The organism is Streptomyces sp. NPDC055749, assembly GCF_053617235.1.
Map to the genome: position 1 here is coordinate 13,139 of NZ_JBSHFH010000040.1, position 13,105 is coordinate 26,243.

The 13,105-nt window shown below is 68.7% G+C and carries 12 protein-coding genes; 7 read left to right on the forward strand and 5 right to left on the reverse strand.

Annotated features, from left to right (window positions below; genetic code table 11):
* Nucleotides 1-10: 10 nt before the first annotated feature.
* Nucleotides 11-835, forward strand: coding sequence for an isoprenyl transferase (locus tag ACWGO0_RS26175; protein ID WP_453539817.1), 825 nt, complete (start codon nt 11-13; stop codon nt 833-835).
* A 49-nt stretch (nt 836-884) separates the two neighbouring features.
* On the opposite strand, the gene ACWGO0_RS26180 is transcribed toward ACWGO0_RS26175, so the two are convergent.
* The 4 genes from ACWGO0_RS26180 to ACWGO0_RS26195 form a co-directional block, all read right to left on the reverse strand.
* Nucleotides 885-1,319, reverse strand: coding sequence for a Fur family transcriptional regulator (locus ACWGO0_RS26180; RefSeq protein WP_453539819.1), 435 nt, complete (start codon nt 1,317-1,319; stop codon nt 885-887).
* Nucleotides 1,320-1,384: 65 nt separating this feature from the next.
* Entirely contained in the window at nt 1,385-2,290 is a 906-nt protein-coding gene (locus ACWGO0_RS26185) for a metal ABC transporter permease (RefSeq protein ID WP_453539954.1), read from the reverse strand.
* Between the two features lie 5 nt (nt 2,291-2,295).
* A complete protein-coding gene (locus tag ACWGO0_RS26190; RefSeq protein ID WP_453539822.1) occupies nt 2,296-3,078 on the reverse strand; it encodes a metal ABC transporter ATP-binding protein in 783 nt (260 codons plus the stop codon).
* Between the two features lie 44 nt (nt 3,079-3,122).
* Nucleotides 3,123-4,097, reverse strand: a complete 975-nt coding sequence (locus ACWGO0_RS26195) for a metal ABC transporter substrate-binding protein (RefSeq protein ID WP_453539825.1) — start codon at nt 4,095-4,097, stop codon at nt 3,123-3,125.
* Nucleotides 4,098-4,264: 167 nt separating this feature from the next.
* Between ACWGO0_RS26195 and ACWGO0_RS26200 the strand changes: the two genes are divergently transcribed.
* The 6 genes from ACWGO0_RS26200 (at nt 4,265) to ACWGO0_RS26225 (ending at nt 12,422) form a co-directional block, all read left to right on the forward strand.
* On the forward strand, nt 4,265-5,647 hold the full coding sequence (locus tag ACWGO0_RS26200) for a glycine--tRNA ligase (protein ID WP_453539828.1): 1,383 nt from the start codon (nt 4,265-4,267) through the stop codon (nt 5,645-5,647).
* 95 nt (nt 5,648-5,742) lie between these two features.
* Nucleotides 5,743-5,946 (forward strand): hypothetical protein, encoded by a 204-nt coding sequence (locus ACWGO0_RS26205; RefSeq protein ID WP_185300965.1) that lies wholly within the window; start codon nt 5,743-5,745, stop codon nt 5,944-5,946.
* A gap of 161 nt (nt 5,947-6,107) precedes the next feature.
* Complete coding sequence (locus tag ACWGO0_RS26210) at nt 6,108-6,320, forward strand: DUF6243 family protein (RefSeq protein ID WP_453539831.1); 213 nt, start codon at nt 6,108-6,110, stop codon at nt 6,318-6,320.
* Nucleotides 6,321-6,442: 122 nt separating this feature from the next.
* Entirely contained in the window at nt 6,443-7,591 is a 1,149-nt protein-coding gene (gene dusB / locus ACWGO0_RS26215) for a tRNA dihydrouridine synthase DusB (RefSeq protein WP_453539834.1), read from the forward strand.
* Nucleotides 7,592-8,117: 526 nt separating this feature from the next.
* On the forward strand, nt 8,118-10,853 hold the full coding sequence (gene ppdK / locus ACWGO0_RS26220; RefSeq protein ID WP_453539837.1) for a pyruvate, phosphate dikinase: 2,736 nt from the start codon (nt 8,118-8,120) through the stop codon (nt 10,851-10,853).
* A 564-nt stretch (nt 10,854-11,417) separates the two neighbouring features.
* On the forward strand, nt 11,418-12,422 hold the full coding sequence (locus ACWGO0_RS26225) for an ArsR/SmtB family transcription factor (RefSeq protein ID WP_453539840.1): 1,005 nt from the start codon (nt 11,418-11,420) through the stop codon (nt 12,420-12,422).
* A 14-nt stretch (nt 12,423-12,436) separates the two neighbouring features.
* On the opposite strand, the gene ACWGO0_RS26230 is transcribed toward ACWGO0_RS26225, so the two are convergent.
* Nucleotides 12,437-13,033, reverse strand: a complete 597-nt coding sequence (locus ACWGO0_RS26230; protein WP_453539843.1) for a hypothetical protein — start codon at nt 13,031-13,033, stop codon at nt 12,437-12,439.
* Between the last annotated feature and the right edge of the window lie 72 nt (nt 13,034-13,105).

Below are 13,105 nucleotides of genomic sequence, written 5' to 3' on the forward strand. Positions count from 1 at the left end.
GAAGAAGCTCATGGCAGTACGCGGGATTCTCGGCGGTCGTAACCGGCGCACATTCAAGACCCCCGAGCCGCACCCCTCCGGCGCCGTACCCCCGAAGATCCCCGGGGAGCTGGTGCCCAAGCACGTGGCCGTCGTGATGGACGGCAACGGCCGCTGGGCCAAGGAGCGGGGACTCCCGCGCACCGAGGGCCACAAGGTCGGCGAGGGCGTCGTCATGGACGTCCTCAAGGGCTGTATCGAGATGGGCGTCAAGAACCTCTCGCTGTACGCCTTCTCCACCGAGAACTGGAAGCGCTCCCCGGACGAGGTGAAGTTCCTGATGAACTTCAACCGGGACGTCATCCGCCGCCGCCGCGACGAGATGGACGAGCTGGGCATCCGCATCCGCTGGGTGGGCCGGATGCCGAAGCTGTGGAAGTCCGTCGTGCAGGAGCTCCAGGTCGCCCAGGAGCAGACGAAGGACAACGACAAGATGACGTTGTACTTCTGCGTCAACTACGGCGGCCGGGCCGAGATCGCCGACGCCGCGCAGCGCATTGCCGAGGACGTCGCGGCCGGGAAGCTCGACCCGTCGAAGGTCAACGAGAAGACGTTCGCGAAGTACATCTACTACCCGGACATGCCGGACGTGGACCTCTTCGTACGCCCCAGCGGCGAGCAGCGCACGTCCAACTATCTGATCTGGCAGAGCGCGTACGCGGAGATGGTCTTCCAGGACGTCCTGTGGCCGGACTTCGACCGCCGCGACCTGTGGCGGGCCTGCCTGGAGTACGCACAGCGCGACCGCCGCTTCGGCGGCGCGGTGGAGGCGGGAACCGCCGAGGGCCCGGCCTGATCCCGACGGAAGGCCCTAAGGGCCGGGGCTGAGCCCCGGCCCTCCCGGGTCAGCTCTTCGCAGTGGCCGCGCAGTCCGCGCAGGTCCCGAAGATCTCCACGGTGTGGGCCACGTTCACATAGCCGTGCTGGGCGGCGATCGTCTCCGCCCACTGCTCCACGGCGGGGCCCTCGACCTCGACGGCCTTGCCGCACATCCGGCACACCAGGTGGTGGTGGTGGTCGCCCGTCGAGCACCGGCGGTAGACCGCCTCGCCCTCCGTGGTGCGCAGCACGTCGACCTCGCCCGCGTCGGCGAGGGACTGCAGGGTGCGGTAGACCGTGGTCAGCCCGACCGAGTCACCCCGGTGCTTGAGTACGTCGTGCAGCTCCTGCGCGCTGCGGAACTCGGCCACCTCGTCGAGCGCCGCCGCGACCGCCGCCCGCTGCCGGGTCGACCGTCCGCGTACCGGCGCTGCGTTCGTGCCACTGATCGGCGCCGTCACAGCTGCCTCCTCGTGTCGCCCGTACATGTGTCGGGCCATTGTGCCAGCCCGCCCCGGGTCCACGGTCACACCCGGACGTCGTCCGGCTCCCCGGGGACGGCCCCGGTGGGGGCCTTCTCCTCAAGGGTGCACTCCGCCCGGCTCGCCTCGGTGGCCCGGGCCCTGCGCCGTGCCAGTGGCGCGGCGAGCGCGGTGAGCACGACGAACACGGCGATGGCCAGCAGCACGATGGTCGCGCCGGGCGGGACGTCCCGGTAGTACGAGGTCACCGTGCCGGCCAGGGTCACCGCCGTACCGATGACCACCGCCAGGACGAAGGTCACCTTGAAGGACTTCGAGATCTGCTGCGCCGCGGCGACCGGCACCACCATGAGCGCGCTGACGAGCAGCAGCCCGACGACGCGCATCGCGACGGTGACCGTCACGGCCGCCGTCACCGCGATCAGGAGGTTCAGCACCCGCACCGGCAGCCCGGTGACCCGGGCGAACTCCTCGTCCTGACTGACCGCGAACAGTTGCCGCCGCAGCCCCAGCGTCACCAGCACCACGAACGCGGCCAGCACACAGATCGCTGTCACGTCCTCCTCGGAGACCGTCGAGAGCGAGCCGAAGAGGTATGAGGTGAGGTTGGCGTTGGACCCGGTGTCGGAGATGTTGATCAGCAGGACACCGCCCGCCATACCGCCGTAGAAGAGCATGGCCAGCGCGATGTCGCCGCGCGTGTGCCCGTACCAGCGGATCAGTTCCATGACGATCGCGCCCGCGACGGCGACGGCCGTGGCCATCCAGACGGGGCTGGTGGAGAGCAGGAAGCCGAGACCGACACCGGTCATCGCGATGTGCCCGATGCCGTCGCCCATCAGGGCCTGACGGCGCTGCACCAGGAAGATGCCGATGGCGGGGGCGGTGATGCCGACGAGCACGGCCGCGATCAGGGCGCGCTGCATGAAGGCGGGTTCGAGGAATTCCATCATGATCAGCTCAGCAGTCCCGTCCGGACGGGCTCGGAAGCCGCGTGGGGGTGTACGTGGTCGTGGCCGGGCAGTGCGTGCTGGCCCAGCGCCTCGGGGGGCGGGCCGTCGTGCATCACGCAGCCGTCGCGCAGCACGATCGCGCGGTCGATCAGCGGTTCCAGAGGGCCCAGCTCGTGCAGGACGAGCAGTACGGACGCGCCGACGGCGACCTGCCTGCGCAGCGTCCCGGCCAGGATCTCCTGGCTGGCCAGGTCGACTCCGGCCATCGGCTCGTCCATGATCAGCAGCTCGGGTTCGGCGGCGAGCGCCCGCGCGATCAGCACCCGCTGGTGCTGCCCGCCCGAGAGCGCGCTCACGGAGTCCTTGGCCCTGTCTGCGAGGCCGACGAGCTCGATGGCCCGGTCGACCGCCTCGCGGTCCGCCTTGCGGGGCAGCCTCAGCTTCGTACGGGACAGCCGCCCTGAGGCGACGACCTCGCGGACCGTGGCGGGGACGCCGCCCGCCGCCGTCGTGCGCTGCGGTACGTAGCCGATGCGGGCCCACTGGCGGAAGCGGCGCAGCTCGGTGCCGAAGAGTTCCACGGTGCCGCCGGTGAGCGGGACCTGCCCGATCACGGAGCGCACGGCCGTGGACTTGCCCGAACCGTTGGCCCCCAGGAGGGCCACGACCTCGCCGCGGTGCACGGTGAGGTCGACCCCGCGCAGCACGGGGCGCGCGCCGAGCGTCGCCGTGGCGCCGCGCAGGCGGATCACGGGGTCGGGTGTAGTGCTCTCGGGCTGCGGCATGAACGCCTCCGATGCTGCTGAGGACGGTACGGGTGTTACGTCGGTCACTTCGCGCCGAGGGCCTTCTGGAGCGCGGCCAGGTTGGACTTCATGACCTCGATGTAGTCATCGCCCTTGGACTGCTCCGTAATTCCCTCCAGCGGGTCCAGGACGTCCGTCTTCAGGCCGGTGTCCTCGGCGACGGTCTTCGCTGTCTTGTCGCTGGCGAGCGTCTCGAAGAACACGGTGGTGGCCTTGTTCTCCTTCGCGACGGTGTGGATCTCCTGGATCCGGGCCGGGCTGGGCTCGGCCTCGGGGTCGATTCCGGCGATGCCCTCCTGGGTCAAGCCGTAGCGCTCGGCGAGGTAGCCGAAGGCGGAGTGCGTGGTGATGAACGTCTTGGTCGAGGTGTCCTTCAGGCCCGTCTCGAAGGACGTGTTCAGCGCGCCCAGCTTGTCGACCAGGGCGTCCGTGTTCTTGGCGTAGTCCGCGGCGTGGTCCGGGTCGGCCTTCTCCAGGGACTTGCCGACACCCTTGGCGACCTCGGCGTACTTCACGGGGTCCAGCCAGATGTGCGGGTCGGCGCCGGCCTCGCTCTCGTGCCCGTGCTCATCCGCGTGCTCGTCCTCGTGGCCGTGCTCCTCGCCCCCGACCTCCGCCCCGTGCTCCTCCAGCGAGGTGAGCGTCGCGGCGTCGACGGTGTTCTCGATGCCGGCCTGGGTCACGGCGTCGTCGACGGCGGGCTGGATGCCCTTGAGGTAGAGGATGTAGTCCGCGTCGCCGAGACCGCCGATCTGCCGCGGGGTGAGCTCCAGGTCGTGCGGCTCGACGCCCGGCTCGGTGAGGCTCTCGACGGAGACGTGGTCCCCGCCTATCTCCTCGGCCAGGAACGTCATCGGGTAGAAGGACGTGACCACGTTCAGCTTGTCGCCGCTCTTGCGGTCTGCCGCGTCGGACGTGGAGCAGGCGGTGAGGGCGGTGAGGCCGAGGACGACTGTTCCGGCGACGGCGGCGGTGGGTATCAGGCGGCGTACGTTCATGACAGTCATTTTCAACAATTGTGGAAACGATTGTCAACAAGGCGGATGAGATGTCCGTTACACCACAGGGAGACCGCCCGGCCCCCCAACCGATTTGATCCAAGGGGTGCGCCCGCCGGTAATCTGAATCATTCGCCGTTCGTCGCCGTCGTAATGAAGAGAGCACCGTGGCCGCCGACAAGATCGACACCATCGTCAGCCTGAGCAAGCGCCGTGGCTTCGTCTACCCCTGCAGTGAGATCTACGGTGGCTCCAAGGCCGCCTGGGACTACGGGCCGCTGGGTGTCGAACTCAAGGAGAACATCAAGCGTCAGTGGTGGCGCTCCATGGTCACCGCGCGCGAGGACATCGTCGGTCTCGACTCGTCGGTGATCCTGGCCTCCGAGGTCTGGGAGGCCTCCGGTCACCTGGCGACCTTCTCGGACCCGCTGACCGAGTGCACCTCCTGTCACAAGCGCTACCGCGCGGACCACCTGGAGGAGGGCTACGAGGCCAAACACGGCCGCCCGCCGGCCAACGGTCTCGCCGACATCAACTGCCCGAACTGCGGCAACAAGGGCCAGTTCACCGAGCCCAAGCAGTTCTCCGGCATGCTGCAGACCCACCTCGGCCCGACCCAGGACGCCGGTTCCGCCGCGTACCTCCGTCCCGAGACCGCCCAGGGCATCTTCACCAACTTCGCCCAGGTGCTGCAGACTTCGCGCAAGAAGCCGCCGTTCGGCATCGCGCAGATCGGCAAGTCCTTCCGGAACGAGATCACTCCGGGCAACTTCATCTTCCGCACCCGCGAGTTCGAGCAGATGGAGATGGAGTTCTTCGTCAAGCCCGGCGAGGACGAGGAGTGGCAGCAGTACTGGATGGACCAGCGCTGGGCCTGGTACACGGGTCTCGGCCTGCGCGAGGAGAACATGCGCTGGTTCGACCACCCCAAGGACAAGCTGTCGCACTACTCGAAGCGCACCGCCGACATCGAGTACCGCTTCAACTTCGGCGGCAACGAGTACTCCGAGCTCGAAGGCGTGGCCAACCGCACCGACTTCGACCTCAAGGCGCACTCCAAGGCCTCGGGCCAGGACCTCAGGTACTTCGACCAGGACGCCGGCGAGCGCTGGACTCCGTACGTCATCGAGCCGGCGGCCGGCGTCAACCGCGCCATGCTCGCCTTCATGCTCGACGCCTACATCGAGGACGAGGCGCCGAACGCCAAGGGCGTCATGGAGAAGCGCACCGTGATGCGCCTCGACCCGCGCCTGGCGCCGGTCAAGGTCGCGGTCCTGCCGCTGTCCCGCAACGCGCAGCTGTCGCCGAAGGCCAAGGGCCTCGCCACCGACCTGCGCAAGAACTGGAACATCGAGTTCGACGACGCGGGCGCCATCGGCCGCCGCTACCGCCGCCAGGACGAGATCGGTACGCCGTTCTGCGTCACCGTCGACTTCGACACCCTCGATGACGACGCGGTGACCGTGCGCGAGCGCGACACCATGAAGCAGGAGCGCGTCTCCCTGGACCAGATCCAGGCGTACCTCGGTGCGCGGCTGCTCGGCTGCTGACATTTCGTACGTATGACGGGCGAAGCCCCTGGTTCCTTGTACGGGACCGGGGGCTTCGTTGCACACTGGGCGCACCCGTCCACAGGAGGCCCAGGATGCCGTCCATGACCACCAGCAAGGTCAGCAGATGGGACGGCCACGGCCGTGAACACATAGTCCACGTCAGCAAGTCGGGGATGCAGCGTCAGCTGAGCTGCGAGACCTGCGGCTGGCGGAAGGGCGCGCAGTTCCTGCCGTGGCTGAAGGCCCAGGAACACCTTGCCGAGGCCCACCAGGCGACCGTCGACCCGACCGCCTGAAAAACGGGTGCCGGGGCCACCGGAGCCGGGGTACCGTTTCGGCATGTCTTCGTTCTTCCAGATCTACGAGTGAGAGCGCGGCGGGACTGACCACCCGTCGCCCATCGGATCGATCACCGATCACTTCAGACCTCACTTCTCACCACGAATGGGAGAACCCCGTGGCAAAGAGCCGTAACAACCTCCTCGGTGTGGGCGGACAGCGCAAGAAGCTGTCCCGCGCCGAACTGCAGGACGCCGGTCCCTCGCGCAACGCCGACCGCCAGACCGCCGAGGAGAAGAAGCAGGAGCTGGTGCGCAAGATGCGTGAGCGCGCGCAGGCCGCCGCCGCCTCCTCGGACGACTCCGCGGACGACGCGCCGGCCCAGAGCTGACGCCTGTACGACTGCGGGCCCGGATCACACCGTGATCCGGGCCCGCACCCGTATGCGGGCCCCTGCCGTCCCGTTCTGTCCCGGCCGCCGGTGGCACTTTCCCGGTACGCGACAATGGGTGAATGACCACGCTCGCCCCCGCGCCCCCGCTGCTCCGGATCGGCCCGCACACCGTGCAGCCGCCCGTGGTGCTCGCCCCCATGGCCGGCATCACCAACGCCCCCTTCCGCACCCTGTGCCGGGAGTTCTCCGGGGGCAAGGGACTGTTCGTCAGCGAGATGATCACGACGAGGGCGCTGGTCGAGCGCAACGAGAAGACCATGCAGCTCATCCACTTCGACGCGAGCGAGACCCCGCGCTCCATCCAGCTGTACGGAGTGGACCCGGTCACCGTCGGCAAGGCGGTCCGCATGATCGTCGACGAGAACCTCGCGGACCACATCGACCTGAACTTCGGCTGCCCGGTGCCCAAGGTCACCCGCAAGGGCGGCGGCTCCGCGCTCCCGTACAAGCGGCCCCTGCTGCGCGCGATCCTCAAGCAGGCCGTCGCCAACGCCGGTGACCTCCCGGTCACCATCAAGATGCGCAAGGGCATCGACGACGACCACATCACCTTCCTGGACGCGGGCCGGATCGCCGTCGAGGAGGGCATCACGGCGGTCGCCCTGCACGGCAGGACCACGGCCCAGCACTACGGCGGCACCGCCGACTGGGAGGCCATCGCCCGCCTCAAGGAGCACGTCCCGGAGATCCCCGTCCTCGGCAACGGTGACATCTGGTGCGCGGACGACGCCCTGCGGATGATGCGTGAGACGGGCTGTGACGGCGTGGTGGTCGGCCGGGGCTGCCTGGGCCGTCCCTGGCTCTTCAGTGACCTCGTGAGCGCCTTCGAGGGCACTCAGGCGCGGCGGGCGCCCGGTCTCCGGGAGGTCGCGGACGTGATGCTGCGGCACGCGACGCTGCTGGGGGAGTGGATCGGCGACGAGGCGCGCGGCGTGATCGACTTCCGTAAGCACGTGGCCTGGTACCTCAAGGGCTTCGCGGTGGGCTCCGAGATGCGCAAGAAGCTCGCCGTCACTTCTTCGCTGGAGGAGCTCGGCGGTCAGCTGCACGAACTGGACCTGGACCAGCCGTGGCCGGACGGCGCGGACGGGCCGCGCGGGCGGACCTCGGGCAACAACCGGGTCGTGCTGCCGGACGGCTGGCTCAAGGATCCCTACGACTGCTCGGGCGTGAGCGCGGACGCGGAGCTCGACACCTCGGGCGGCTGAGGCGGGCACCGAGTGCCCCGTACATGATTGCTCATCTGAGCGGCTGTTTCGAAGCGGGTGCGGAGAGATACGGCGCGATTTCGGCGCCGGTATCACGCTCCGCACCCGCTTTCGCGGCATTGGGTGACCGGTCGGTGCCCATATGGCGTCCGGATGGTGACATCTGAGCGCGCTCGGGGGCGTGATTCTCGCCACCCCTGAGGAGTCCATTGCTCAGATGAGCAATAATTTGGACGGTGTATTTCTCAAATGATGGCACTGGGTGCCAGGTGACTTTACTTTGATCGATCGACGCTTCTGCTACCCAGAGTGGTCGATGTGGCCGATAGTGATGACGTTTGGTAGTTATGTGTTCAAGAAATGAACGAACGTCTCCCGTCCACCTGCACGCCGTGCCACTTTCGATCTGCTGGCGGACGGGTGGTTGAGGCCGCATGACGCGCAAGTGGACGTACCCAGACACCTTCGATCTGGGTATGTTCCTCGCCGTCAGGGCAGCCACCGCGTCGTCGAGGAGTCGAGACCCGTGTCGGAAAACAAAGATCGCCAGAAGTTCGTCTACGACTTCACCGAGGGCAACAAGGATCTGAAAGATCTCCTGGGTGGCAAGGGCGCCAACCTTGCCGAGATGACCAATCTCGGGCTGCCCGTTCCTCCCGGCTTCACCATCACCACCGAGGCCTGCAAGGTCTACCTCGACAGCGGCGACGCTCCGACCGCGCTGCGCGACGAGGTGAGCGCCCACCTCGACGCCCTCGAGCAGAAGATGGGCAAGAAGCTCGGTCAGTCCGACGACCCGCTGCTGGTCTCCGTCCGCTCCGGTGCCAAGTTCTCGATGCCCGGCATGATGGACACGGTTCTCAACATCGGCCTCTCCGACGAGTCCGTCGTCGGTCTCGCCGCCCAGGCCGGTGAGGAGCGCTTCGCGTGGGACTCCTACCGCCGCCTCATCCAGATGTTCGGCAAGACGGTCCTCGGCGTCGACGGCGAGCTGTTCGAGGAGGCCCTGGAGGCCGCCAAGCACGCCAAGAAGGTCACCGTCGACACCGACCTCGGCGCCGACGATCTGAAGAAGCTGGTCAAGCACTTCAAGAAGATCGTCAAGCAGGAGGCCGGACGCGACTTCCCGCAGGACCCGCGTGAGCAGATGGACCTCGCCATAAACGCGGTCTTCGACTCGTGGAACACCGACCGCGCCAAGCTCTACCGCCGCCAGGAGCGCATCCCCGGCGACCTCGGCACGGCCGTCAACATCTGCTCGATGGTCTTCGGCAACCTCGGCGCGGGCTCCGGTACGGGTGTCGCCTTCACCCGTGACCCGGCCAGCGGCCACCAGGGCGTCTACGGCGACTACCTGGAGAACGCGCAGGGCGAGGACGTCGTCGCGGGTATCCGCAACACCGTGGCGCTCGCCGATCTCGAGTCGATCGACAAGAAGTCGTACGACGAGCTGATGAAGATCATGGAGACGCTGGAGACCCACTACAAGGATCTCTGCGACATCGAGTTCACCATCGAGCGCGGCCAGCTCTGGATGCTCCAGACCCGGGTCGGCAAGCGCACCGCCGGTGCCGCCTTCCGGATCGCCACCCAGCTCGTCGACCAGGGCCTCATCGACGAGGCCGAGGCGCTCCAGCGCGTCAACGGCGCGCAGCTCGCGCAGCTGATGTTCCCGCGCTTTGATGACGCTGGAGTCGCCGACGGGAAGGGGCCCGAGCTGCTGGGCCGCGGCATCGCCGCGTCCCCGGGAGCGGCCGTCGGCAAGGCCGTCTTCGACTCGTACACCGCGGTCAAGTGGTCCCGGTCGGGCGAGAAGGTCATCCTCATCCGCCGCGAGACCAACCCCGACGACCTCGACGGCATGATCGCCGCCGAGGGCATCCTGACCTCACGCGGCGGCAAGACCTCGCACGCGGCCGTCGTGGCCCGCGGCATGGGCAAGACCTGTGTCTGCGGAGCGGAGGACCTGGAGGTCGACACCAAGCGCCGCCGGATGACCGTCGGCGGCCGGGTGATCGAGGAGGGCGACACCGTCTCCATCGACGGCTCCACCGGCAAGGTCTACCTCGGTGAGGTCCCCGTCGTGCCGTCCCCGGTCGTCGAGTACTTCGAGGGCCGGATGCACGCGGGCGCCGACGACGCCGACGAGCTCGTCGCCGCCGTGCACCGGATCATGGCGTACGCGGACCGAGTGCGCCGGCTGCGCGTACGGGCCAACGCGGACAACGCCGAGGACGCCCTGCGGGCGCGCCGCTTCGGAGCCCAGGGCATCGGCCTGTGCCGCACCGAGCACATGTTCCTCGGTGAGCGCCGCGAGATGGTCGAGAAGCTGATCCTGGCCGACACCGACGAGGAGCGCGAGACCGCGCTCGCCGAGCTGCTGCCGCTCCAGAAGGCCGACTTCATCGAGCTGTTCGAGTCGATGGACGGGCTGCCCGTCACCGTACGGCTGCTCGACCCGCCGCTGCACGAGTTCCTGCCCGACATCACCGAGCTGTCGGTACGGGTCGCCCTCGCCGAGTCCCGCAAGGACGCGAACGAGAACGACCTGCGCCTCCTCCAGGCCGTGCACAAGCTGCACGAGCAGAACCCGATGCTGGGTCTGCGCGGCGTGCGCCTCGGTCTGGTCATCCCCGGCCTCTTCGCGATGCAGGTCCGCGCCATCGCGGAGGCGGCGGCGCAGCGCAAGAACGCCAAGGGCGACCCGCGCCCCGAGATCATGATTCCGCTCGTCGGCACGGTCCAGGAGCTGGAGATCGTCAAGGACGAGGCCGACCAGGTCATCGCCGAGGTCGAGGCCGCCACCGGCACGGAGCTGAAGCTGACCATCGGCACGATGATCGAGCTGCCGCGGGCCGCGCTGACCGCCGGTCAGATCGCCGAGGCCGCGCAGTTCTTCTCCTTCGGCACGAACGACCTGACGCAGACCGTGTGGGGCTTCTCCCGTGACGACGTGGAGGCCTCGTTCTTCACCGCGTACCTGGAGAAGGGCATCTTCGGGGTCTCGCCGTTCGAGACGATCGACCGCGACGGTGTCGGCGCGCTCGTGCGCAGCGCCGTCGAGGCCGGCCGCGCGACCCGCCCCGACCTCAAGCTCGGCGTCTGCGGCGAGCACGGCGGTGACCCGGAGTCGGTGCACTTCTTCCACGAGGTGGGCCTGGACTACGTGTCCTGCTCCCCGTTCCGCATCCCGGTGGCGCGCCTGGAGGCGGGCCGGGCGGCAGCTGTGAACTCGACGGACAAGGGGAGCGACAGCCGCTGACGCGGTACTGACTGCCTGACTCCCGGGCCGCCGGCGGACCGTATCGACCCTCGCCGGGCCGACGGCGGCTGTGGGAGCTACGAAGAAGCGGCGGCACCCTGTGCGGGGGTGCCGCCGCTTCGCCGTGTTCCTTACGAATATGCGCGAGGGACACCTGGGGGACAGCCGGCGTACATCCGGACACCCGCGGAATCGCGTCGATGGTGGATTCCGTTGAATTTCGGATGGTTGAGAGCTGTTCCTTTTCTCGTTCGTTGCGCAAATTCCGCGCGTAGGGGACCGGGGTGCGGTCCATGGATCCCCACCCATGGACCGCACCCGGCTTACCCCCGCCGGACACGGAGCCGTAACCGGAGCCGACCGCCGCCGAACGGGCAAAGCCCCCCACGGCCTTCACTCGTTCTTTCGGCGGCTCCGGTTTCGTGCCCGACGTCGTACAGCTTTTCGGGTGAAGCGGATGCAAGCGAGACGTTTCAACTCTGGCCGAAACCCCGTGGTGACGTCGTGTGACCGTGTGCATACCCTTCGATCGGGGCGATTGCGGTTGCAACAAGTGGGGGTTCGGTGCTGCGTATCCATGTGTCCGGAATGGACCTTTCCAAGGTGCGGATGGCCACTCGGCCGGACGCATTATGGGAAACCATTCTCAGTTTTCACCGGCTGAGGGACCGGCGTGCTTCCTCGGTGTTCGGGAAATGGCGTACGGAATCCCGGAACCGGTTGAATGGTGAAACACGTCTGCTGGCCGCGGTGGTCCCGCCGCGCGGTTATTTCCCGGACTTCCTGACACCTTCCCAGCAGGGCTCGGAGCCCTTCTCGCTGGACGCCGGGATCGAGGCCCTGCGCGACACCCCCGTCGGCCGGCTCCAGAGCGAACTGGCCGAGCTGGGGGCCGGGCGGGAGCGGCAGGACGGCGGCCGGTCGCCCGAGGCACTGCTGGGCGCGCTCTCCGAGGGCCGCGCCGAGCCGCTCGGCCGGCTCATCGCCGCCGTGCGCGGCTACCACCGCGCCGCCGTCGAACCGTACTGGCCGCACATCCAGGCGAGCGTGGAGGCAGACCGGGCCGTCCGGGGCCGGGCCCTGCTCGACGGGGGCGCCGACGAACTCCTGGCCGGCCTGCCGCCCATGATCCGCTGGCGGGCACCCGTGCTGGAGGCCGACTACCCCGTCGACCGCGAACTGCGCCTGGACGGACGCGGGCTGCTCCTCCAGCCCTCCTTCTTCTGCCGCGGCACCCCGGTCGTCTACCGCGACCCGCGGCTCATGCCGGTGCTCGTCTATCCCGTCACCCATCCCGGCGCCCCTGCCTTCGCCGGACCGGGCCCCTGGCTCGGCCGGCTCCTCGGGCACACCCGCTCGGCCGTCCTCGGGGCGATCGGCAACGGCTGCACGACCAGCGAACTCGCCCGCAGGGCCGGGATATCCATGGCCTCGGCCAGCCAGCACGCCTGCGTGCTGCGCGAAGCGGGCCTGGTCCGCACCCTGCGGCACGGCAGCTCGGTCCTGCACACGCTCACCCCGCTGGGCGGATCGCTGCTCAGGGGCGGCGCCCCGCTCGTACTCTCCTAGCGCCGTGCGCAGCGTCAGCCGGTCTCCTCCAGGAGGGCCTTGAGCGCGGCCAGCCGCTCCTTCCAGTACGCCTTGTACGCGGCGACGGCGGCGGCGTCCGCCAGTTTCTCGTGGCCCACGCCCAGCCGGGTGCGTCCGTCGGGCAGGGCGGTCAGCCAGAGCGTGAGCCGTCCCGCGTCCCCTGTGGCGTCGCCGAAGTCAGCGGAGAGGGACTTGGCGGGCTGCCGGGAGCGTTCGGTGAGCACGGCGCCGGGCAGCCAGCGTTCGCGTACCGCCGGGTCCGTGAAGGCGTCGAAAACCTGCTGCGGCGAGGCGGTGATGGTCCGGCTGCCGGAGGTGTTCCAGTCGCCGGTCGAGGACTGGCCGACCTCGCGCATGCCGCGTTCCTGCTCGTAGCCGACGGAGACCGTCTGGGCGTACCAGCCGTCCACGCCGTGCTCGTCCCGCAGGTGGGTGGCGATCTCGGTGTGGGTGCGCCGTGTGGCGTCCCAGGCGTCCAGGACGGCGAACCAGCCGTCCCAGTCCCGGCCCGTCGACCCGCGCAGGACGTCCGCCGACACCTTCTCGGTGATGCGTCTGCCCGTGGCCCCGCTGTCCGTCGTTCCGCTCATACCCCGACCGTAGGACCTCTCCGGAAAATTTCCTGTCCGCAGAGCGATGAGTTCCGTGCGGCCCGGTCGTCT

Excerpts from the sequence above, each read along its gene's own strand:
- ACWGO0_RS26175 (WP_453539817.1), top strand. The coding sequence starts at position 11 with ATGGCAGTACGCGGGATTCTCGGCGGTCGTAACCGGCGCACATTCAAG.
- ACWGO0_RS26185 (WP_453539954.1), bottom strand. The coding sequence starts at position 2,290 with ATGGAATTCCTCGAACCCGCCTTCATGCAGCGCGCCCTGATCGCGGCC.
- ACWGO0_RS26190 (WP_453539822.1), bottom strand. The coding sequence starts at position 3,078 with ATGCCGCAGCCCGAGAGCACTACACCCGACCCCGTGATCCGCCTGCGC.
- ACWGO0_RS26195 (WP_453539825.1), bottom strand. The coding sequence starts at position 4,097 with ATGAACGTACGCCGCCTGATACCCACCGCCGCCGTCGCCGGAACAGTC.
- ACWGO0_RS26205 (WP_185300965.1), top strand. The coding sequence starts at position 5,743 with ATGCCGTCCATGACCACCAGCAAGGTCAGCAGATGGGACGGCCACGGC.
- dusB (WP_453539834.1), top strand. The coding sequence starts at position 6,443 with ATGACCACGCTCGCCCCCGCGCCCCCGCTGCTCCGGATCGGCCCGCAC.
- ACWGO0_RS26230 (WP_453539843.1), bottom strand. The coding sequence starts at position 13,033 with ATGAGCGGAACGACGGACAGCGGGGCCACGGGCAGACGCATCACCGAG.